The sequence below is a fragment of the Agrococcus lahaulensis DSM 17612 genome (assembly GCF_000425105.1).
Lineage (GTDB): Bacteria > Actinomycetota > Actinomycetes > Actinomycetales > Microbacteriaceae > Agrococcus > Agrococcus lahaulensis.
In genome coordinates this window covers 370,196-389,306 of sequence record NZ_AULD01000005.1, presented here as the reverse complement: position 1 = coordinate 389,306, position 19,111 = coordinate 370,196, and the positions used below count along the sequence as shown (strand labels likewise).

Genomic DNA, 19,111 nt, shown 5'->3' with positions numbered 1-19,111 from the left:
CGGGGAGCGCAGCATGAGCGATCGCGTCGCGGTCATCGGCGCGGGCGTCATCGGCCTCTCGATCGCTCACGAGCTCGCGGCCGTGGGACGCGACGTCACGGTGCTCGCCGATGCCGACCCGCTCGAGACGACCTCGGCGGTCGCCGGCGCCGTCTGGTTCCCCTACGCGGCTGAGCGCTCCGCCGCGGTCGACGCGATGCTCGCCGCGACGCTCGAGCGCTTCCGCGGCATCGCCGCCGAGCAGCCCGAGGCGGGCATCGACCTCCGCTCCGGCGTCATCGTCGAGCGCTCGCCGGAGCCCGACCGATCGTGGACCGCGTGGGTCGACGCGACGGAGGTCGACGCATCCGGGCTCTCCGGGCTCCGGCTGCCCGAGGGCGCGACGGGCCTCCGCACCACCGTGCCGCTCGCGACGATGTCGCTCTACCTGCCGTGGCTGCGCGAGCGCTGCGTCGGGCTCGGCGTGCGGTTCGAGCGATGCGCGATCGACGACGTGGATGCGCTCGCGCGCGCCTTCGACGTCGCCGTCGTCGCCGCGGGGGTGCGGTCGGGCTCGCTGCTCGGCGACGATGCGAGCGTCGTGCCGATCCGCGGGCAGGTCGTGCGGGTCGAGAACCCCGGGGTGACCGAGTTCGTGATCGACGACGAGGACCCCGCGGGCCTCACGTACGTGCTGCCGCGCCGCGACTGCCTCGTGCTCGGCGGCACGCACGAGCTCGGTGCGACGTCGCTCGAGCCCGACCCCGCGACGGAAGCGGCGATCCTCGAGCGCTGCGCGCGGCTCGTGCCCGCCGTCGCGGGGCAGCGGATCGTGTCGCGCGGCGTCGGCCTGAGGCCGGGCCGGGAGCGGCTCCGGGTCGAGGAGGTGCCCGGCCGCGCGCTGCGCACCATCGCGGCCTACGGCCATGGCGGCTCGGGCATGACGCTCTCGTGGGGCACCGCCGAGCGCGTCGCTGCGCTGCTCGCGTGAGCGCAGTCCGGCTCAGGGCTGCGGCGGTCTGCGCTATCCCTGCGCCGGCGGCGGGCCGTAGCCCCGGCCCGGCTGCTGATGTCCGTACGGCTCCTGTCCGTACGGCTCCTGTCCGTACAGCTGCTGCCCGGGCTGCCAGGGCTGGGCGTAGCCCTGCCCGTACATCGCCCGGTAGGCAGGGTCGTACTGCACGCCCGCCGGGTTGGAGGGGAGGATGCACATGATGAGCGGCACGATGCCGAAGCCGACGATGCTCAGCAGCGCGAACGCGCCGTGGAAGTTCGCGTCCTGCAGCCGCCGCCACATGGCCGCGTAGGTCGGCAGCAGCAGCGCGAGCCCGACGACGAGCAGGAGGGCGAGCCAGCCGAGCATCGCGCCGAGCGGTCCCGCGACCTGGTCCGCGCTCGCGGTCACGCCGCGCTCCTGCAGCTCGATCGTGCGCACGATGAGCTGCACGTACGCGATCCAGAAGGGGATCTGCGCGACGAGCGAGACGAGGCCCGTGAACAGCATCGCCCACCAGAACTCGCTGCGGCTCGCACGGCCCGAGAACTGCACGTAGCCCTGGAAGAAGCGCTTGATCGCCTGGCCGAAGGAGGCGCCGTGCAGCGGCTGGCCGACCGGCGGGAGGCCCGCGGTGCTCGTGGTGGTGCTCGTCACGCAGCCATCATGGCGCACGAGGGCTGCCGTCGCGCCTACGGCGTGAGCCCTTGCTCGAGCACGGCCGCGGCGAGCGAGCGGTCGCCGCGCACGCCGACGCCCGGTGCGTCGAGCGGGAGGCGGCCCCACGCGAGCAGCGCGAGCGACTTCGACGACCCGGCGATCGTGACCGCCTCGGCGCCCTCGGGCGCTCCCGCGAGCGCGAGGGATGCTCCCGCGCCTTCCGGCTGGAAGGCGATGGCAGCCGAGGGCGGCGCGACGCGCTCGAGGCGCACTTGCCGGGGATGCATGACGGTCACGACCTCGTGCAGGCAGTCGAGCCAGCGCTCCGGCGGCGCCGCGACATCCTCGCCGATCGCGGCGCGCAGGTCCCAGAGGTGCACGAGCGTCTCGTGCGCCTGCCGGCGGTGCCAGAACCGCACGGTGCCGGTGCGCTCGGCGCGAGGAACGCCGTCGTCGAGGAGCGCCCACGAGGGCGCGTCGGGGTCGAGCGCCGCGAGCGTCTCGCGCAGCTCGGCGGCGCACTCGGCGTACAGCGCCGGCAGGTCGAACGGCCCGCGGCCGAGCGGCGTCTCCTGCTCGCGCCGCGCCTGACCCGCGGCCCAGTGGTGGATGCGCGCGAGGTGCACGACGAGCTGCTCGACCTTCCACCGCCCGAGCCAGGGCAGGGGCGTCGCGGGATCCGCGCGCTACGCCGTCTCGAGGAACTGCTCCTGCAGGTCGGCGAGGGCGCTCAAGTGGTCCATGGCCGCACGCTACGCGACAGTGCACACGCCGTTCGGCTGCCGACGCGGTCCAGGTTCGAACGGTGGAGACGAGCCAATGCTGGTGAAAGCGTCGAGGCGGACGCGGCGTTCGAGAGCGGCGCTAGACGCGAGCTCATCGGCCGAACGCGTCGATCGCTTCTTGGAAGGCGCTCGGTTCGGTGCGCAGTGTGCGGCTGACGAGCAGTACCCCGTGATCGCGCGTTTCGAACCAGGGCTGAGATGAAGGCACGATGAGGATGCGCGTCAGTCCCCGAGCCTGTGCCGCCCGTACCGCCTCTCTCGCCAGCCACTCCGGCGCCCGCCGCAACGGCGGAGGCGGCCACGTCGTCAGGGCGTCTCTCCAGCGGTGCACCGCATCGATGTCGATCCCGGCGCTGCCGAAGCGGTCCTGCCATGTGCTGCCGAACCGGTCGCGCATGGCACCGTATCGATGGAAGGACTTCCAGACGCTCCACCAGCGCTCGTCCCATAGCGAGGAGTTCTCGGGGGTCAGCGCGCGAACCCTTGTCGTATCTGGCGCCGGGTCCGCCATCGGTACTTGGCGGTCTCCGAGGCCCCACGCGTGCCGCACGTAGAACAGCACGATGACGTCAGGACAGCGCTCGTCCACTGTTAGCGGCTCACCGCTCCCGCGCGGACCGACTGCAATCTTGGTCACCATGTGTCGTATGGAGGTGGATCATAGATGTAGCACTGAGCGCCATTCCACAGTTGAACGTACGAGTTTGTTGCGACTTCGCCGAAGCCATGCGCGGCCCCGTAAGTGAACTGGTAGTAGTGGGTTGCAGTCCATGTCGTCGAAGCGTTGAGTCCGCTGAAGGGCTCGGTGAAAGTGCCGGTGCTGCTTGCTCCCGCGACATTCCAGCGGTGATACACGGAGGTTGCGTAAACGCCGTATCCCGTGGTGATGCGTATCTTGCTTCCAGTATTCCGCGCGATCACCAGAGAGGCCGTGCCGCAAAACGAATTCAGGGCCATCGACGAGGTCGCGTCGGCGCCTGCGGCAGAATCCGTGCTTGAGCGAGCAGAAACGAGCGTGCCATTCTCCTCGCGTATCACGAAGCCATGATCCGCGGCGACCTCCCGGTCGAAGCCACGAACAACCATCGGTGTTGTAGTCGAACGAGTACCAACATCCGCAACACCGGCTGGATCGGCAGTAGGCGCGAGGGCGCCTCCGGTGAGAAGCAAAAGCAACACTGCAGAGCCCGCGAAGACGCTTACAACACGACGACGACGCACAATAGCCCCTTTGCTCGGTGTGGTGAGCCTAAACCCGAATCGTACCGGAGGCAACGGAACGTTCGGCCGGTCTGCGCCTCAGTCGCGGCCGGTGAACGTCGGCGTGCGCTTCTGCTGGAACGCCGCGAAGCCCTCGCGGTAGTCGGCGGTCTGCGCGAGCGCCGCTTGCGCCGCGCTCTCGCCGCCCATCGATTGCCACAGGCCCAGCCGCTCGTCGCGCAGACCCCGGATGAGCTCCTTCGAGGCGATGTAGGCGAGCGTCGGGCCCTGTGCCGCGTGCGCGGCCGCCGCGCGCGTCGCCTCGAGCACGGCGTCGTCGGGGAAGACCTGCGAGAAGAGACCCGCGGCGACCGCCTCGGCGCCGGTCATGAGCCGGCCGGAGTAGATGAGGTCGAGCGTGCGGTGCGCGCCGAGCCGCTCGAAGAGCAGCGCGTGGCCGCCGGAGTCGAGCGTCGCGCCGAGCGCCGCGAAAGGGCTGCCGATCTTCGTCGACTCGGCGAGGTAGACGACGTCGGTCGCGACGAGGAGGCCGAGGCCGACGCCGAGCGCGGCGCCGTGCGCGGCCGCGAACGTGGGCGCGGGGAACGCCGACATCCGCTGCAGCAGCGGCTGCACCTGCTGGTGCAGGAACCCGTCGACGTCGTCGGTGCGCGGGTCGACGCCCGAGATGTCGCGGCCGGCGCAGAAGACCTTCCCCTCGCCGCGGAGGACGAGCGCTCGCACGCCCGCGCGCTCGGCCTCGGCGTACGCGTCCGAGAGCTCCGAGAGCGCGGATGGGTCGAGGGCGTTGCGCTTCGCGGGCGCGTTCAGCACGACCTCGGCGATGTCGTCGGTGATCTGCAGCTCGATCATGGGGGTCCTCCCGGTCACACGTCGTAGTCGACCACGACGCGCGCGGTGTCGGGCTGCGGGTGCGACTGGCACGTGAGCACGTAGCCGCGCTCGAGCTCGTCCGGTTCGAGCGCGTAGTTCTCGGTCATGTGCACGCTGCCCGAGACGACCTTCGCTCGGCACGTGCCGCACACGCCGCCCGCGCACGCGAACGGCACGTCGGGTCGCACGCGCAGCGCCGCGTTGAGGATCGACTCGCGCGCCGCGATCGGGCTCTCGACTTGCGTCGACTGCCCGTCGAGCGTGAAGTCGAGCGTCCACGTCTGCTCGCCTGCCTCGACCTGCACGGGCCGGCCGCGGTCGCCGCCGGCGTCGTCCGGGCGACCGGTCGTGAACAGCTCGAAGCGCACGTGCGCCGCATCGACCCCCTTCGCCTCGAGCACGTCGCGGCACAGCTGCACGAGCTCGAACGGCCCGCACAGGAACCACTCGTCGACGCTCTCGGGTCGGATGAGGTCGGTCAGGATGCGCTCGAGCCGCTCCTGATCGATGCGGCCCGACATGAGCGGCGCGGCGCGCTGCTCGCGCGAGAGCACGTGGTGCAGTGCGAGCCGAGCGGGGTAGCGATCCTTGAGGTCGGCGAGCTCCTCGATGAACATCACGTCGAGCGTCGACCGGTTGGAGAACACGAGCGAGAACGTCGACGTCTCCGAGCGCCCGAGCACCTCGTGCGCGAGCGCCATCATCGGCGTGATGCCCGAGCCGGCCGCGATGCCGACGACGTGCGCGCCGTCGACGCGCTCGAGCGCCGAGGTGAACGTGCCCTGCGGCACCATGACGTCGACGCGATCGCCCGGGCGCAGCTCGCTGTTGGCCCACGTCGAGAAGCGGCCGCCCAGGTCGCGCTTGATCGCGACCGCGATCGAGCCGGGGGTCGGCGGGCGGCAGATCGAGTACGAGCGCCGCAGCTCCTGCCCGTCGATCGTCTTGCGCAGCGCGAGGTGCTGGCCGGCGACGTAGCCGAAGTCGTCGTGCAGCGCGTCGGGCACCGCGAACGTCACCTCGACCGAGTCGGCCGTGAGCGGTCGCACCTCGGCGACCTCGAGCTCGTGGAAGCGGGCGCGCTTGCGCGAGGTCGACGAGCCCAGCCCCGTCGAGCCCAGGTTGATCGCCGCCACGTCAGTGCACCTTGAAGTGGTCGAAGGGCTCGAGGCACGCGAGGCACTCGAAGTGGCTCTTGCACGCGGTCGAGCCGAAGCGCGACACCTCGCGCGTGCGCAAGCTGCGGCAGCGCGGGCACTGCACCCCGAGCGAGAGCGGGATCGGGCCGGAGCGCTCGCCCGCGCGGTGCGTCGGCGGCGCGATGCCGTACTCCTCGAGCTTCGCCTTGCCGGCCTCGCTCATCCAGTCGGTGGTCCAGGCGGGGGAGAGCGTGAAGTCGACCCGCACGTCGCCGAAGCCCTCCGCGGTGAGCGAGAGCAGCACGTCGTCGCGCATCTGGTCGATCGCGGGGCAGCCGGAGTAGGTGGGCGTGAGGGTCACGACGATCGTGCCGCCCTCGAGCCGCACGTCGCGCAGCACGCCGAGGTCGTCGATCGTGAGCACCGGCACCTCGGGGTCGACGACGGCCGCGGCGACGCGGCGCGCCTCTTCCACTCGGTGATCGAGTGGCCGGCCGGAGGCCGGCGTATCGAGATCGGGCGCGGCAGGCGTCTCGATGCGGCCCTGCGGGCCTGCTCGACGAGCGGGGGAGGGGGCCATCGTCACCACGTCGCTCCCGGGTGGCGGCGCGCGAGCACCTGCATCTCGGCGAGGATCGGGCCGAGGTGCGTCGAGTGGTTGCCGAAGCGGCCGCCGCCCGAGGAGTGCCCGACCTTCGGGTTGACGTAGTCGCGCTCGGCGATCTCTGCCTCGGCGAGCACGGCGCTCCACACCTCGTCGAAGCCTGCGCGCAGGCTCGAGGGCAGCGGCGCGACGTCGCCGAGCCGCTCGTGCAGCTCGTCGTCGCGGAAGAGCTCGTCGATGTAGGGCCACGTGTCGGTGAGCGCGACGAGCATCCGCGCGCGCGACTCCTCCGTGCCGCCCGCGAGCCGCAGCGTCCACTGCACGGCGTGGTCGCGGTGGTAGGCGACCTCCTTGACCGACTTCGCCGCGATCGCCGCGAGCGACGCATCCGTCGACGCCGAGAGCGCGGTGTAGAGCTCCTGCATGTAGATCGCGGCGATGAGGCCGCGCGCGATCGTGTGCGCGAAGTCGCCGTTCGGCTGCTCGAAGAGCCACGCGCAGCGGAACTCGTGCTCGTCGCGCCAGTAGGCGAGGTCGTCCTCGGAGCGACCGGTCGCGGTGCCGGCGTAGTGCAGGAGGCTCCGCGCGTGCCCGAGCAGGTCGAGCGCGATGTTGGCGAGGGCCATGTCCTCCTCGAGCTCGGGGGCGCGCGAGATCCACCAGCCGAGCCGCTGGGAGAGGATGAGCGCGTCGTCGCCGAGCCGCATCGCGTACTCCGCGACGTCCGGGCTCGCCGTCGTGGACGCATCCGCCCCCGTCAGCTCGGCCGCGAGGTCGACGTCGTCGACCGAGACGTGCACGTCGGCGGCCTCGGCATCGTGCAGCGCGGCGATCGAGGCGGCGTCGCGCCTCGTCGTCGCCGGTGCGGCCTCGGTCGCCTTCGCCGACTCGGCGAGCTCCGCGTCGTTCAGCTGGGCGTTCACAGGTGCGGCACCTCCGCGCTCTTCTCGTAGTACTTGGCGTGGCGGTAGTTCTTGCCGGCGGGGCTCTCGAAGAACGCGCCCTTCATGTCGGGGTCGCTCGTCGTGATCGCGCTCGAGCGCACGACCCACACCGAGACGCCCTCGTTGCGGCGGGTGTAGAGGTCGCGCGCGTTGCGCAGCGCCATGTCGTCGTCGGGCGCGTGCAGCGAGCCGACGTGCACGTGGCTCAGGCCTCGGTTGGCGCGCACGAACACCTCGTACAGCGGCCAGCCCTCGCCTGCCACGTCTCCGGGTGTGGACATCGTCGTCTCCTCTGTCAGTCAGGACGGTCTCGATGCGCCGGCCTGCGGCCGGCTACTCGACCAACGGAAATCCGGTCAGGCGGCCTGGCGCTCGCGCGCCGCCTGCTTCTCCGCATACGCGGCGGCGGCCTCGCGCACCCACGCGCCCTGCTCGTGCGCGTCGCGGCGGTGCTGGATGCGCTGCGCGTTCGCCGGACCGCGGCCCGCGAGCACCTCGTGGAACTCGGTCCAGTCGATCTCCGACATGTCCCACTGACCGGTCTCCTCGTTCCAGCGCAGGTTCGGGTCGGGCAGCGTGAGCCCGAGCACCTCCGCCTGCGGCACGAGCATGCCGACGAAGCGCTGGCGCAGCTCGTCGTTCGAGAAGCGCTTGATCTTCCACGCCATCGACTGCGCCGAGTTGGGCGACTCGTCGTCGGGCGGGCCGAACATCATGAGCGACGGCCAGTACCAGCGGTTGACCGCGTCCTGCGCCATCTCGTGCTGCTCGGGGGTGCCCTGGCTCAGCTCGAGCAGGATCTCGAAGCCCTGCCGCTGGTGGAACGACTCCTCCTTGCAGATGCGCACCATCGCGCGCCCGTACGGGCCGTAGGAGGCGCGGCACAGCGGCACCTGGTTGCAGATCGCGGCGCCGTCGACGAGCCAGCCGATCGCGCCCATGTCGGCCCACGTCGGCGTCGGGTAGTTGAAGATCGAGGAGTAGCGGGCGCGCGAGGTGATGAGCTGCTCGGTCATCTCGTCGCGGCTGATGCCGAGCGTCTGCGCGGCGGAGTAGAGGTAGAGCCCGTGGCCGGCCTCGTCCTGCACCTTCGCCATCAGGATCGCCTTGCGCTTGAGGCTCGGGGCGCGCGAGATCCAGTTGCCCTCGGGCTGCATGCCGATGATCTCGGAGTGCGCGTGCTGCGAGATCTGCCGGATGAGCGTCTTGCGGTACGCCTCGGGCATCCAGTCGCGCGGCTCGATGCGTTGGTCGGCCTCGATGATCGCGTCGAAGCGAGCCTGCAGCTCGGCGACGTCGTCGCCGTCGGGGTGCAGGGCGGATGCGTCGGGTGCGGTGAGCGTCATCGTCGACTCCGTCTCGTCGGTTCGTTCCCGGCCGGTTCGATCCGAATTAGTGACCGAACGTTCAGTAAGTATAGACTCGGGTGCGGCGGACCTGCAACGGGTGCGCCGGACAGTGCCCGGACGACGCAACGGAGCGCGCATGCTGGAGACGCGGAACCCCGAGATCACGCGGGACGAGACGTGGCTCGCCACGATCATGGCCGAGACCGATCGCGCCAAGGAGGCGTTCGGCATCGAGATCGTCGAGCTCGAGCGCGGCCGCGCGGTGCTGACGATGGAGATCACCGACGCGATGGTGAACGGCTTCGGCATCACCCACGGCGGCCTCGTCTTCACGCTCGCCGACACCGCGTTCGCCTACGCGTGCAACGAGGATGCGACGGTGACGGTCGCCTCCGGCGCCGACATCACCTTCGCGAAGGCGACGCACGCGGGCCAGACGCTCACCGCGACCGCCGAGCGCCGCTGGCGCTCCGGGCGCAACGGCCTCTACGACGTCTCGATCGTCGACGAGACCGGTGAGACCGTCGCCGAGTTCCGCGGCCGCTCGTTCGGCACCTCCCGCCCCGCGCCCTCGACGCCCGCGGGCGCCGGCGGCCCTGCCTGAACCCACCTCCACCCCCCACCTATCCCGTGGTCGAGGAGCCGGCCGCAGGCCGGCGTATCGAGACCAGACCAGCTGATCATCTCGATACGGCCCTTCGGGCCTACTCGATGACCGAGAGGAGAGCAACGATGCTCGACCAGACCACCGCATCCGCCGACCTCCGCGACGCGGGCGAGCGCCTCTCGCTCGACGAGCTGCGCGCGCTGCAGCTCGAGCGGCTGCAGCACACCGTGCGGCACGCGTACGACAACGTGCCGACCTACCGCGCGAAGCTCGACGCCGCCGGCGTGAGCCCCGACGACATCCGCTCGCTCGACGACCTGCCGAAGCTGCCCTTCACGACGAAGGAGGACCTGCGGCAGGCCTACCCCTTCGGCATGTTCGCGGTGCCGATGGAGCAGGTCGTGCGCATCCACGCCTCCTCCGGCACGACCGGCCGGCCGACGGTCGTCGGCTACACGCAGGAGGACCTCGACCACTGGGCGGAGGTCGTCGCGCGGAGCCTCCGCGCCGCGGGGGTGCAGCCCGGCTGGAAGGTGCACAACGCCTACGGCTACGGCCTCTTCACCGGCGGGCTCGGCGCGCACTCGGGCATCGAGCGGCTCGGCTGCACCGTCATCCCGGTATCCGGCGGGCAGACGGCGCGCCAGGTGCAGCTCATCCGCGACTTCGAGCCCGACGCGATCATGTGCACGCCGTCGTACCTGCTGACGATCGCGGATGCGTTCGAGGAGGCGGGGCTCGACCCTCGCGAGACGACGCTCAAGGTCGCGATCTGCGGCGCCGAGCCGTGGACGAACGAGATGCGGCACGAGCTCGAGCGGCGGATGGGCATCGACGCCGTCGACATCTACGGCCTCTCGGAGGTCATGGGGCCGGGCGTCGGCAGCGAGTTCGCGTCGACGAAGGACGGGCCGACGATCTGGGAGGACCACTTCCTGCCCGAGATCGTCGACGCCGAGACGGCCGAGCCGGTCGCCGACGGCGAGATGGGCGAGCTCGTCTTCACGTCGCTCACGAAGACGGCCTTCCCGGTCATCCGCTACCGCACGCGCGACCTCACGCGGCTGCTGCCCGGCTCGGCCGCGCCGACGATGCGCCGCATCGAGAAGATCACCGGCCGCAACGACGACATGATCATCCTGCGCGGCGTCAACCTCTTCCCGACGCAGATCGAGGAGATCGTGCTCGCGATCGAGCACCTCACGCCGCACTTCATCCTCGAGCTGACGAAGGCCGGGCACATGGATGCGCTGACGGTGAAGATCGAGTGCATGCCCGACGTCGGCGCGGAGGCGTCGAAGGCCGCCGCGGCGATCCTGCGCGAGCGCGTGAAGGAGCACATCGGCACCTCGGTCGGCGTCGAGGTCGTGCCGGCCGGCTCGCTCCCGCGCTCGGAGGGCAAGTACAAGCGCGTCTACGATTTGCGCGCGTAGGGCTCACGACCGTGAGCCCGCAGCGCGCAAGGTCGAGTAGCGGGCGGGCGCAGCCCGCTCGCGTACCGAGACCCTGTCCGGTTCGCGCTGAGAGACTGGTGAGATGACCACCGCCACCGAGCCCGCCCGCCGCGGCCGCCCCGGCTACGACCGCGACTCGATGCTCGAGGTCGTCGTCGAGGTCTTCAACGAGCGCGGCTACGACGCCGCCTCGCTCGGCTCGATCGCCGAGAAGCTCGGGCTGTCGAAGTCGGCGATCTACCACCACTTCGCGTCGAAGGAGCAGATGCTCGAGGTCGCGCTCGGCCGCGCGCTCGATGCGCTCGAGGCCGTCTTCGACTCCCCGGAGGCGACGACGGGGCCGGTCGTCAGCCGCATCCGTCACGTCGTGCGCGGCGCGGTGCTCGTGCTGTGCGAGCAGATGCCGTTCGTGACGCTGCTGCTGCGGCTGCGCGGCAACACGCCGATCGAGCTCGAGGCGATGCGCCGGCGGCGCGAGTTCGACCGCAAGCTGCGCGCGCTGTTCGAGCTCTCGCGCGACGAGGGCACGCTGCGCGCCGACATGGATCCGCGGATCGCGGAGCGGCTCACCTTCGGCATGGTCAACTCGATCGTCGAGTGGTACCGCCCGGGCGGGCCGATCACGCCCGAGCAGCTCGCCGACTCGGTGCTCGAGCTCGTGCGGACGGGCCTGCGCGACCCGGCGTCGCTCTAGCAAGCGCGCCTGGATGAACCGCGACACGAGCTCGAGCACTGGCGTTCGCGGTCAGCGGAATTCGTTATCAAACCGTGATCTTCGCGTAGTGTCGTCCCTCGAACCGCGAAGGGCAGCCGTCGTGTCCGCCCCGAGAGCCCTCGCGCCATCGAATCCAAGTGCACCGGTCGGGCGGTCGCGCGCCTCGAGCGCCGTGAGACGGGACCGCGGAGTTCATCGTGACCAAGCAGCACACCACCACTCGCGCGCGCCGATCGAAGAGGGCCATCGGCGGGATCGTCGCCACCGGCATCGCGACCGTCGCGGGCGCCGTCCTCGTGCCGACCGCGGCGAACGCGGCATCCGACTCGACCTGGGACGCCCTCGCGCAGTGCGAGTCGGGCGGCAACTGGTCGATCGACACGGGCAACGGCTACTACGGCGGCCTGCAGTTCTCGCTCTCGACCTGGCAGGCCTACGGCGGCACGGGCAACCCGGCCGACGCATCGCGCGCGGAGCAGATCCGCGTGGCCGAGAACACGCTCGCCGGCCAGGGCTGGGGCGCGTGGCCGACGTGCTCGGCGCGCATCGGCGCGAGCGGTGCGGCCGAGCCGCGCGCGGCTGCCCCGCAGCCCGCGCAGCAGGCACAGCCCGCGCAGCAGGCCCAGGCGGCGCCCGCCCCGGCGCCCGCCCAGCAGGCGTCGGCCGCGCAGCCGGCTCCCGCGCAGGCGGCGCCCGCCGCGCTGCGGCTGCCCGACGTGCAGCCGGGCGACGAGACCTACGAGGTCGTGCCGGGCGACACGCTCTTCGAGATCGCCGAGGCGCAGGGCGTCGAGAGCGGCTGGCTCGGCATCTTCGCCGTGAACCAGGACACGCTCTCGGACCCCGACCTCATCATGGCCGGCCAGCAGCTCGTGCTGCCCGCCGAGTAGCAGCGGCTCGAGCGCCGCAGCGACACGGGAGCGCCCCAGCACGCGATGTGCTGGGGCGCTCTGCGCGTCCGCGCGGTCAGGCGGAGGCGACCGGCGGGATCGAGGCGTCCTCCTGCGTCTTCGCGACGTAGGTGAGCAGGTCGTACTGCGCGACGACCTCGTCGTCCTGGTTCGTGAGCACCGCATCCCACCGCACCTCGCCGTACGGGTCGGTCTCGCGCGGCGTGATCTGCTTCGCCGTGAGCGTCACCCGCAGCGAGTCGCCGGGGGAGACGGGCGTCATGAAGCGCAGGTTGTCGAGGCCCGTGTTCGCGAGCACGGGGCCCGGCGCCGGCTCGACGAAGAGGCCCGCAGCGAACGACAGCAGCAGGTAGCCGTGCGCGACCCGGCCGGGGAAGAACGGGTTCGCCTCGGCCGCCGCCTGATCCATGTGCGCGTAGAACCTGTCGCCCGTGAACTCGGCGAAGTGCTCGATGTCCTCGAGCGAGATCTCGCGCCGCTCCGAGATGACCTGGTCGCCGACCTTCAGCTCGGCGAGCGACTTCCGGAACGGATGCGGGGCCTCGGTCGACGCGGGAGCCCCCTGGTGCCAGACACCGGTGAGCGCCGTCAGCATGGTCGGCGAGCCCTGGACCGCGGTGCGCTGCATGTAGTGGAGCACCGAGCGGATGCCGCCGAGCTCCTCGCCCCCGCCCGCGCGGCCGGGGCCGCCGTGCACGAGCATCGGCAGCGGCGAGCCGTGGCCCGTCGAGGCGCGCATGTCGTCGCGGTCGAGCAGCAGCACGCGGCCGTTGTGCGGCGCGATGCGGCGCGTGAGCTCGGCGACGAAGACCGGGTCGTGCGAGGCGACCGACGTGACGAGCGAGCCGCCGCCGCGCGCGACGATCTCGGCGGCCTGCTCGGGCGAGCCGTACTCGACGAGCGACGAGACCGGGCCGAACGCCTCGATGTCGTGCAGCGCGTCCGCCTCGGCGTCGCGGAACGCGAGCAGCGTCGGCGCGACGAACGCGCCGCCCTCCGCGACGCCCAGCGAGCCGTCGGCGAGGCGCACCTCGCCCGCGTCACCGCCGACGACGATCTGGCCGCCGCCCTCGCGCAGCTTCATGACCTGCCCGAGCACCTCGTCGCGCTGCTCGAGCGAGGCGAGCGGACCCATCGTCACGCCCTCGGCGCGCGGGTCGCCGACGACCACCTTCGCGACGATCCGCTCGCGCACCGCCTCGGCCACCGCATCCGTCATGCCGGAGGGCACGAGCGCGCGACGGATGGCCGTGCACTTCTGGCCGGCCTTCGAGGTCATCTCGCTCACGAGGCCGCGCACGAACGCGTCGAACTCGGGGCTCCCGGGCTCGGCGTCGGGGCCGAGCACGGATGCGTTGATCGAGTCGGTCTCGACCGTGAAGCGCACGCCGCCCGTCTGCACGGCGTCGTGCAGCCGCAGGCTCGCGGCCGTCGCGGCCGAGCCGGTGAAGCTCACGGTGTCGCCGAGCCGCAGGTGGTCGAGCAGGTCGCGCGCCGAGCCCGAGACGAGCTGGATCGCGCCCGCCGGGACGAGGCCCGACTCGACGAGGATGCGCACCATGTGCTCGGTGACGTAGCCCGTCGGCGTCGCGGGCTTGATGACCGTCGGCATGCCGGCGAGGAACGCGGGCGCGAGCTTCTCGAGCGGGCCCCAGACGGGGAAGTTGAACGCGTTGATCTGCACCGCGACGCCCGGGAGCGTCGTGCAGATGTGGCGGGCGAGGAAGGAGCCGTCCTTCGAGAGCTGCTCGACCGGCCCGTCGAGGTAGATCGTCGACTGCGGCATCTCGCGGCGGCCCTTCGACGAGTAGGTGAAGAGCACGCCGATGCCGCCGTCGATGTCGACCCACGAGTCGTGCTTCGTCGCGCCGGTGCGGCTCGAGAGCTCGTAGAGCTCGCTCTTCCGCTCGGTGAGCGCGAGCGCCATCTGCTTGAGCAGGATCGCGCGCTCGTGGAAGGTGAGCGGTGCGAGCGAGTGCTGGCCGACGGTGCGGGCGTGCTCGAGCGCGCCCGGCAGGTCGAGGCCGGCGGTCGAGACGCGCGCGACCTCCTCACCGGTGGATGCGTCGCGCACCACGGTCGCGCCCTCGTCGCTCGCGGGCTCCCACCAGGCGTCTTGCACGTAGCTCGGCAGCAGGCGGGTGCGGGTCATCGTGTCGGTCATCGTCGATCCTCTCCTCCCCGTTCGTCGAGTAGGCCCGAAGGGCCGCATCGAGACGGAGTGCAGTGTGTTCGGTTGTCGCGGGTGGTCTCGATGCGCCGCCTGCGGCGGCTACTCGACCAGCGGGGGTCAGGTCCAGTCGTAGAAGCCGCGGCCGCTCTTCTTGCCGAGCCGGCCCTCGGCGACCATGTCGCGCAGCAGCTGCGGCGGCGCGAAGCGCTCCCCGAGCTCGCGGTGCAGCTGCTCGGCGATGCCGAGCCGCACGTCGAGGCCGACGATGTCGGTCGTGCGCAGCGGCCCGACGGGGTGCTTGTAGCCGAGCTCCATCGCGAGGTCGATGTCGCCAGGGCTCGCGACGCCCTCCTCGACCATGCGGATCGCCTCGAGCCCGATCGCGACGCCGAGCCTGCTCGACGCGAAGCCGGGCGCGTCGTGCACCGTCACGGGGGTCTTCCCGATCGCCTCGACCCACGCGCGGGCGTCGTTCGCGAGCGCGGCGTCGGTGCGCTCGCCGAGCACGATCTCGACCAGGGCGGATGCGGGCACCGGGTTGAAGAAGTGGAGCCCGAGGAAGCGCTCGGGGCGCGAGAGCGCCGCTGCGAGACGGTCGATCGAGATCGACGACGTGTTGCTCGCGAGCGACGCGGAGGGCGACAGGACGGCCTCGACGCGCGCGAGCGCATCCGCCTTGAGCGCCTCGTCCTCGGGCACCGCCTCGATCACGAGGCCGCAGTCGACGAACGCGCTCGCCTCGACCGCGACGCGCACGCGCCCCTCGAGCTCCTGCAGCGGCTCGGCCCAGCCGCGCTCGACGCTCTTGCGCAGGCTCGCCACGACGCGGTCCTGGGCGGCGCTCGCGGCGGCCGGGTCGCGCTCGACCACGATGACGTCGCTGCCCGCGAGCACGAAGGCGTGGGCGATGCCCGCCCCCATGCGGCCGCCGCCGAGCACGCCGACGCGCTCGGGCGCGCCCGCGCCGACCTGCGCGTCGGTGTCGTCGGGCCCCGGTCGCCCATCGGGGGCGACCGCTTCGGTCACGTCGGTCATCGGGACTCCTCCGTCGCTCGCTTCGCGCCGCGGCGCTCGAGGAACTCGGTCATGCGCCGCTGCTTCTCGGGGCTCTCGAACAGCACCGCCTGCTCGGCGAGCTCGATCTCGGGGTGGGCGCTCGCGGGGGCCAGCAGCGCGCGCTTCGTCGCCTGCGTCGCGGCGGGGTCGAGCGCGGCGATGCGCTCGGCGAGGGACGCGGCGTGCTCGAGCGCGGCGTGCGACTCGACGACCGTGCTCACGAGGCCCGCGGCGAGCGCCTCGTCGGCGCCGAGGATACGACCGGTGAGCAGCATCTCGGTCGCGAGCGCGTCGCCGACGATCTCCTTGAGCCGCCAGGTCGCGCCGGCGGCGGCGATGATGCCGAGGCCGGTCTCGGGGTTGCCGATCTTGAGGCTCGGGGTGCCGATGCGGATGTCGGCCGCGTAGGCGAGCTCGGCGCCGCCGCCGAGCGCGTAGCCGTCGAGCACGGCGATGACCGGCATCGGCAGGGCGCGGATGCGCTGGAAGCAGCGGGTGTTGATGCCCTTGAGCGCGTCGGTCGCGCGCCGCTCGCGCAGCTGCGCGATGTCGGCGCCGGCCGCGAACGTGCCCCCGGAGCCGGTGATCACGAGCGTGCGGCGCTCGACCTCGAGCCGCGCGCACAGCGCGTGGAGGGCATCCACGAGGTCCTGGTCGATCGCGTTGCGCTTCTCGGACCGGTCGAGGGTCGCGAGCACGAAGGCGCCGCGGTCCTCGACCCTCAGCGACTCGCCGCTCACGCGCGCTCCAGCAGGATCGAGGTGCCCTGGCCCACGCCGACGCACATCGTCGCGAGGCCGATCTCGGCCTGCTCGCGCTCCATGCGGCCGAGCAGCGTCACGATGAGCCGCGTGCCGGAGGAGCCGAGCGCGTGGCCGAGCGCGATCGCGCCGCCGTCGGCGTTGACGATCGCGTCGTCGAGGCCGAGCCGCCGGATGGTGCCGATCGACTGGGTCGCGAACGCCTCGTTGAGCTCGATCGCGCCGATGTCGTCGATCGCGTAGCCGGTGCGGGCGAGCAGCTTCTCGGTCGCGGGCACGGGGCCGAGGCCCATGATCTCGGGGGCGATGCCGGCGCTCGCGCCGCCGACGATGCGCGCGCGGGGCGCGAGCCCGAAGCGCTCGACCGCGGCCTCGCTCGCGACCACGATCGCCGAGGCGCCGTCGTTGAGCGACGAGCTGTTGCCGGCGGTGACGACCGAGCCGCCGCCGACGACGGGCTTGAGGGCCGCGAGCCGCTCGAGGCTCGTGTCGCGGCGCGGCTGCTCGTCGACGGTGACCTCGCCGCCGCGCGTGGGCACGGCGACGATCTCGGCCTCGAAGCGGCCCTCGTCGATCGCGGCGATCGCGCGCTGCTGCGAGCGGAGCGCGAACTCGTCGGCCTCCTCGCGCGTGATGCCGTCGACGCGCGCGACCTCCTCGGCCGTCTCGGGCATCGCGAAGGTCGCCTTGTCGCGCGCGACGAGCTTCGGGTTCGGGAACCGCCAGCCGATCGACGTGTCGTACGCCTCGCCGGGCTTCGCCCACGCGCGCTCGGGCTTCGCCTGCACCCACGGCGCGCGCGTCATCGACTCGACGCCGCCCGCGACGACGATGTCGGCGTCGCCCGCCTTCACCATCTGCGAGGCCATGATGACGGCCGACATGCCGGATGCGCACAAGCGGTTGACCGTGATGCCCGGGATGTCGTCGGGGAGGCCCGCGAGCAGCACCGACATGCGGGCGACGTTGCGGTTGTCCTCGCCGGCCTGGTTCGCGCCGCCCAGGATGACCTCGTCGATCGCGTGGGCGGGGATGTCGGCTCGCGCGATCGCCTCGGCGACGACGAGCGCCGCGAGGTCGTCGGGCCGCACACCTGCGAGCGCACCGCCGTAGCGGCCGACCGGGGTGCGGGCACCGCCGATGAGGAAGGCCTCGGGCAATGGGGGCTCCTGACTCCGTCGTCGTGACACCGGATGCGGCCATGAATTAGTGACCGATCGTTCAGGAATACCTTACGGGGCCGTTCGAGGCCCCGCAACATCGGCGCGCTGCCGTCAGGAGCGTCGAGCGCGGCGGACCAGCTCGCCGGCGCCCCACGCGGTCACGATGATGGCGCCGCCGACCGCGAGGATCGTGGCGGCGGCGATCGCGAGGGCGGCGAGCGCGAGGTCGGCGGCGACGAACAGCAGGTCGAAGATCTCCATGCTCCGACGCTAGGAATCGGAGCGCATCCGCCGCGTCCGTCGGAGGGCGACGGATGGTCATTCCTCGGGATGATCCCCTTGGGGCGCGGCTGAGACTGCCGCTGGCGCCGTCGCCGCGCTGTCAAGTTGGTCTTGACAGCAGCGATGCTCCACGGGATGGTGGACGAGTGGAGATCCGACCGTCGGCTCGCAAGCACGGGGTCGACGACGCGGACATCGAACATGCGTGGAGGAACGCGATTCGCCTGGTCGAGTACGACTACAAGGGTGAGGATCGCCTGCTGGCGATCGGCCCCGACCGTCACGGCGGGCTTCTCGAGCTTGTCGCGCTCCCCGTGGAGGCGCCCGCACGCATCATCCATGCCGACAGGCTCCGGCCGAAGTTCTACGACTACTTGAGATGAGGTGACCGACGATGAGCATCCGAACCGACCCGGACCGATCCGGACTGGACGCACTGGATCCGGACAAGACACCCGCCCGCGACGCCGTCCACTTCCGGCGCATCCTGGCCGCCCGTGCCAAGCTTGCCGCGGCCGAGGCCGAGCTGCGCGAAGCCGTCAGCGCCGCTCGCGATGCCGGTGACTCCTGGACCATCATCGGCGCAGCGCTCGACACGAGTCGACAGGCTGCGCAGCAGCGATTCGGGGGCTGAACGACCGCGAGGTGGCATGCTCGACCCATGCCGATCGAGCCCGACACGAAGGACTGGACGTGGGTGCTGCGCGAGCGGTGCCCCGAGTGCGGCTTCGACCCCGCGCTCGCCGAGCGGGGAGAGCTCGGCCCGCGCATCCGCGATGCCGCCGCCGCGATGCACGCGCGGCTCCACGGCGACGCCGTGACCGAGCGGCCCGACGACGCGACGTGGTCGCCGCTCGAGTACGCCGCGCACGTGCGCGACGTCTGCACGGTGATGCGCTCGCGGCTCGACCAGATGCTGACCGAGGACGACCCGGAGTTCGCGAGCTGGGATCAGGATCAGGCCGCGATCGACGGCGACTACGCGAGCCAGGAGCCCGAGCACGTCGCGGTCGAGCTCGACCTCGCGGCTGCCGAGCTCGCCAACGCGGCGGATGCGGTGCCCTCCGATGCGTGGGACCGTGCCGGGACCCGCTCCAACGGGTCGGCGTTCACGGTCGAGACGCTGCTCGTCTACGCGCTGCACGACCTCGAGCACCACGTGCAGGACGTGCAGCGCTGAGCGGCGAGCATCCGGGGCACGACGCCTCGGGCGAGAGCGCGATCGCGCTCGGGATCGTCGCGGTCGCGTGCCTCGCGCTGCCGATGGTGGGCGACGTCGTCTCGCTGCTCGTGGCGCTCGCGGCGGTCGGCATCGGCCTGCTCGGCATCCGGCGGCACGCGCGCGGCCGCGCGAAGCGCGTCTGGCCCGCGCTGCTCGGCACGATCGTCGGCGGAGTCGTCGCGCTCGCCGCGGCAGTGCTCCTGCTCGCCTCGCTCTGAC

Annotated in this window: 23 protein-coding genes and 1 pseudogene; 9 read left to right on the top strand and 15 right to left on the bottom strand. The window is 71.9% G+C overall.

Translation table 11 applies throughout. The features are described 5' to 3' along the window. The first annotated feature begins 13 nt into the window (after window positions 1-13). On the top strand, window positions 14-970 hold the full coding sequence (locus H508_RS0102375) for an FAD-dependent oxidoreductase (RefSeq protein WP_026372885.1): 957 nt from the start codon (window positions 14-16) through the stop codon (window positions 968-970). 33 nt (window positions 971-1,003) lie between these two features. Here H508_RS0102375 and H508_RS14040 read toward each other — a convergent pair whose 3' ends face one another. The 10 genes and pseudogenes from H508_RS14040 to paaA form a co-directional block, all read right to left on the bottom strand. Beyond that, entirely contained in the window at window positions 1,004-1,630 is a 627-nt protein-coding gene (locus tag H508_RS14040) for a DUF805 domain-containing protein (RefSeq protein WP_051222541.1), read from the bottom strand. A gap of 35 nt (window positions 1,631-1,665) precedes the next feature. After that, window positions 1,666-2,304 (bottom strand): annotated as a pseudogene (locus H508_RS14035) (maleylpyruvate isomerase family mycothiol-dependent enzyme); the annotation flags it as partial. Window positions 2,305-2,509: 205 nt separating this feature from the next. Then, window positions 2,510-3,058, bottom strand: a complete 549-nt coding sequence (locus tag H508_RS0102360; RefSeq protein ID WP_021009516.1) for a hypothetical protein — start codon at window positions 3,056-3,058, stop codon at window positions 2,510-2,512. Beyond that, window positions 3,052-3,456 carry a hypothetical protein gene (locus H508_RS17310; protein ID WP_169514147.1) on the bottom strand — a complete coding sequence of 135 codons (405 nt, stop codon included), beginning with the start codon at window positions 3,454-3,456 and terminating at the stop codon, window positions 3,052-3,054. The genes H508_RS0102360 and H508_RS17310 overlap by 7 nt, the downstream gene beginning before the upstream one ends. 261 nt (window positions 3,457-3,717) lie before the next feature. Beyond that, window positions 3,718-4,491: an enoyl-CoA hydratase/isomerase family protein gene (locus tag H508_RS0102355; RefSeq protein ID WP_026372884.1), complete on the bottom strand. Its 774-nt coding sequence runs from the start codon at window positions 4,489-4,491 to the stop codon at window positions 3,718-3,720. A 14-nt stretch (window positions 4,492-4,505) separates the two neighbouring features. After that, window positions 4,506-5,648, bottom strand: coding sequence for a 1,2-phenylacetyl-CoA epoxidase subunit PaaE (gene paaE, locus H508_RS0102350; RefSeq protein ID WP_051222539.1), 1,143 nt, complete (start codon window positions 5,646-5,648; stop codon window positions 4,506-4,508). Between the two features lies 1 nt (window position 5,649). After that, the gene (gene paaD, locus H508_RS0102345) at window positions 5,650-6,126 is read right to left on the bottom strand and encodes a 1,2-phenylacetyl-CoA epoxidase subunit PaaD (protein WP_026372882.1); all 477 of its coding nucleotides are present in this window, start codon (window positions 6,124-6,126) and stop codon (window positions 5,650-5,652) included. Between the two features lie 107 nt (window positions 6,127-6,233). Beyond that, complete coding sequence (gene paaC, locus H508_RS0102340) at window positions 6,234-7,088, bottom strand: 1,2-phenylacetyl-CoA epoxidase subunit PaaC (protein ID WP_425393447.1); 855 nt, start codon at window positions 7,086-7,088, stop codon at window positions 6,234-6,236. Window positions 7,089-7,174: 86 nt separating this feature from the next. After that, complete coding sequence (gene paaB / locus H508_RS0102335) at window positions 7,175-7,480, bottom strand: 1,2-phenylacetyl-CoA epoxidase subunit PaaB (RefSeq protein ID WP_026372880.1); 306 nt, start codon at window positions 7,478-7,480, stop codon at window positions 7,175-7,177. A 75-nt stretch (window positions 7,481-7,555) separates the two neighbouring features. After that, a complete protein-coding gene (gene paaA, locus H508_RS0102330) occupies window positions 7,556-8,545 on the bottom strand; it encodes a 1,2-phenylacetyl-CoA epoxidase subunit PaaA (protein WP_084154958.1) in 990 nt (329 codons plus the stop codon). Window positions 8,546-8,684: 139 nt separating this feature from the next. On the opposite strand from paaA, the gene paaI reads away from it, so the two are divergent. The 4 genes from paaI to H508_RS0102310 all read left to right on the top strand — a co-directional run bounded on the left by paaI (window position 8,685) and on the right by H508_RS0102310 (window position 12,214). Continuing rightward, entirely contained in the window at window positions 8,685-9,152 is a 468-nt protein-coding gene (paaI, locus tag H508_RS0102325; protein WP_026372878.1) for a hydroxyphenylacetyl-CoA thioesterase PaaI, read from the top strand. A 128-nt stretch (window positions 9,153-9,280) separates the two neighbouring features. Further along, window positions 9,281-10,588, top strand: coding sequence for a phenylacetate--CoA ligase PaaK (paaK, locus tag H508_RS0102320; protein WP_245569424.1), 1,308 nt, complete (start codon window positions 9,281-9,283; stop codon window positions 10,586-10,588). Between the two features lie 103 nt (window positions 10,589-10,691). Continuing rightward, window positions 10,692-11,303, top strand: a complete 612-nt coding sequence (locus H508_RS0102315) for a TetR/AcrR family transcriptional regulator (protein ID WP_026372876.1) — start codon at window positions 10,692-10,694, stop codon at window positions 11,301-11,303. 218 nt (window positions 11,304-11,521) lie between these two features. Continuing rightward, entirely contained in the window at window positions 11,522-12,214 is a 693-nt protein-coding gene (locus tag H508_RS0102310; RefSeq protein ID WP_026372875.1) for a transglycosylase family protein, read from the top strand. Window positions 12,215-12,290: 76 nt separating this feature from the next. Here H508_RS0102310 and paaZ read toward each other — a convergent pair whose 3' ends face one another. The 5 genes from paaZ to H508_RS17305 all read right to left on the bottom strand — a co-directional run bounded on the left by paaZ (window position 12,291) and on the right by H508_RS17305 (window position 17,649). Beyond that, window positions 12,291-14,399 carry a phenylacetic acid degradation bifunctional protein PaaZ gene (paaZ, locus tag H508_RS14030; RefSeq protein WP_035253649.1) on the bottom strand — a complete coding sequence of 703 codons (2,109 nt, stop codon included), beginning with the start codon at window positions 14,397-14,399 and terminating at the stop codon, window positions 12,291-12,293. 126 nt (window positions 14,400-14,525) lie between these two features. Then, window positions 14,526-15,443 (bottom strand): 3-hydroxyacyl-CoA dehydrogenase family protein, encoded by a 918-nt coding sequence (locus H508_RS0102300; RefSeq protein WP_084154956.1) that lies wholly within the window; start codon window positions 15,441-15,443, stop codon window positions 14,526-14,528. Further along, entirely contained in the window at window positions 15,440-16,204 is a 765-nt protein-coding gene (locus tag H508_RS0102295; RefSeq protein ID WP_026372873.1) for an enoyl-CoA hydratase/isomerase family protein, read from the bottom strand. Before H508_RS0102295 ends, H508_RS0102300 begins: the two co-directional genes overlap by 4 nt. Beyond that, window positions 16,201-17,385 carry a thiolase family protein gene (locus H508_RS0102290; protein WP_026372872.1) on the bottom strand — a complete coding sequence of 395 codons (1,185 nt, stop codon included), beginning with the start codon at window positions 17,383-17,385 and terminating at the stop codon, window positions 16,201-16,203. The genes H508_RS0102295 and H508_RS0102290 overlap by 4 nt, the downstream gene beginning before the upstream one ends. A 114-nt stretch (window positions 17,386-17,499) precedes the next feature. Then, window positions 17,500-17,649 carry a hypothetical protein gene (locus H508_RS17305; protein ID WP_156905958.1) on the bottom strand — a complete coding sequence of 50 codons (150 nt, stop codon included), beginning with the start codon at window positions 17,647-17,649 and terminating at the stop codon, window positions 17,500-17,502. Window positions 17,650-17,816: 167 nt separating this feature from the next. On the opposite strand from H508_RS17305, the gene H508_RS0102280 reads away from it, so the two are divergent. The 4 genes from H508_RS0102280 to H508_RS17300 all read left to right on the top strand — a co-directional run bounded on the left by H508_RS0102280 (window position 17,817) and on the right by H508_RS17300 (window position 19,110). After that, a complete protein-coding gene (locus H508_RS0102280; RefSeq protein WP_026372871.1) occupies window positions 17,817-18,053 on the top strand; it encodes a BrnT family toxin in 237 nt (78 codons plus the stop codon). An 11-nt stretch (window positions 18,054-18,064) separates the two neighbouring features. Then, a complete protein-coding gene (locus H508_RS0102275) occupies window positions 18,065-18,304 on the top strand; it encodes a hypothetical protein (protein ID WP_026372870.1) in 240 nt (79 codons plus the stop codon). A 27-nt stretch (window positions 18,305-18,331) separates the two neighbouring features. Further along, window positions 18,332-18,850, top strand: a complete 519-nt coding sequence (locus tag H508_RS0102270; protein WP_026372869.1) for a DinB family protein — start codon at window positions 18,332-18,334, stop codon at window positions 18,848-18,850. Window positions 18,851-18,933: 83 nt separating this feature from the next. Next, on the top strand, window positions 18,934-19,110 hold the full coding sequence (locus H508_RS17300) for a hypothetical protein (RefSeq protein ID WP_156905957.1): 177 nt from the start codon (window positions 18,934-18,936) through the stop codon (window positions 19,108-19,110). The last annotated feature ends 1 nt before the right edge of the window (window position 19,111 follow it).

Bases quoted from the DNA above. Each gene is read 5' to 3' on its own strand.
- H508_RS0102375 (WP_026372885.1), top strand. From the start codon at position 14: ATGAGCGATCGCGTCGCGGTCATCGGCGCGGGCGTCATCGGCCTCTCG.
- H508_RS0102360 (WP_021009516.1), bottom strand. From the start codon at position 3,058: ATGGTGACCAAGATTGCAGTCGGTCCGCGCGGGAGCGGTGAGCCGCTA.
- H508_RS0102355 (WP_026372884.1), bottom strand. From the start codon at position 4,491: ATGATCGAGCTGCAGATCACCGACGACATCGCCGAGGTCGTGCTGAAC.
- paaB (WP_026372880.1), bottom strand. From the start codon at position 7,480: ATGTCCACACCCGGAGACGTGGCAGGCGAGGGCTGGCCGCTGTACGAG.
- paaA (WP_084154958.1), bottom strand. From the start codon at position 8,545: ATGACGCTCACCGCACCCGACGCATCCGCCCTGCACCCCGACGGCGAC.
- paaI (WP_026372878.1), top strand. From the start codon at position 8,685: ATGCTGGAGACGCGGAACCCCGAGATCACGCGGGACGAGACGTGGCTC.
- paaK (WP_245569424.1), top strand. From the start codon at position 9,281: ATGCTCGACCAGACCACCGCATCCGCCGACCTCCGCGACGCGGGCGAG.
- H508_RS0102315 (WP_026372876.1), top strand. From the start codon at position 10,692: ATGACCACCGCCACCGAGCCCGCCCGCCGCGGCCGCCCCGGCTACGAC.
- paaZ (WP_035253649.1), bottom strand. From the start codon at position 14,399: ATGACCGACACGATGACCCGCACCCGCCTGCTGCCGAGCTACGTGCAA.
- H508_RS0102300 (WP_084154956.1), bottom strand. From the start codon at position 15,443: ATGACCGACGTGACCGAAGCGGTCGCCCCCGATGGGCGACCGGGGCCC.
- H508_RS17305 (WP_156905958.1), bottom strand. From the start codon at position 17,649: ATGGAGATCTTCGACCTGCTGTTCGTCGCCGCCGACCTCGCGCTCGCC.
- H508_RS0102275 (WP_026372870.1), top strand. From the start codon at position 18,065: ATGAGCATCCGAACCGACCCGGACCGATCCGGACTGGACGCACTGGAT.
- H508_RS0102270 (WP_026372869.1), top strand. From the start codon at position 18,332: ATGCCGATCGAGCCCGACACGAAGGACTGGACGTGGGTGCTGCGCGAG.
- H508_RS17300 (WP_156905957.1), top strand. From the start codon at position 18,934: ATGGTGGGCGACGTCGTCTCGCTGCTCGTGGCGCTCGCGGCGGTCGGC.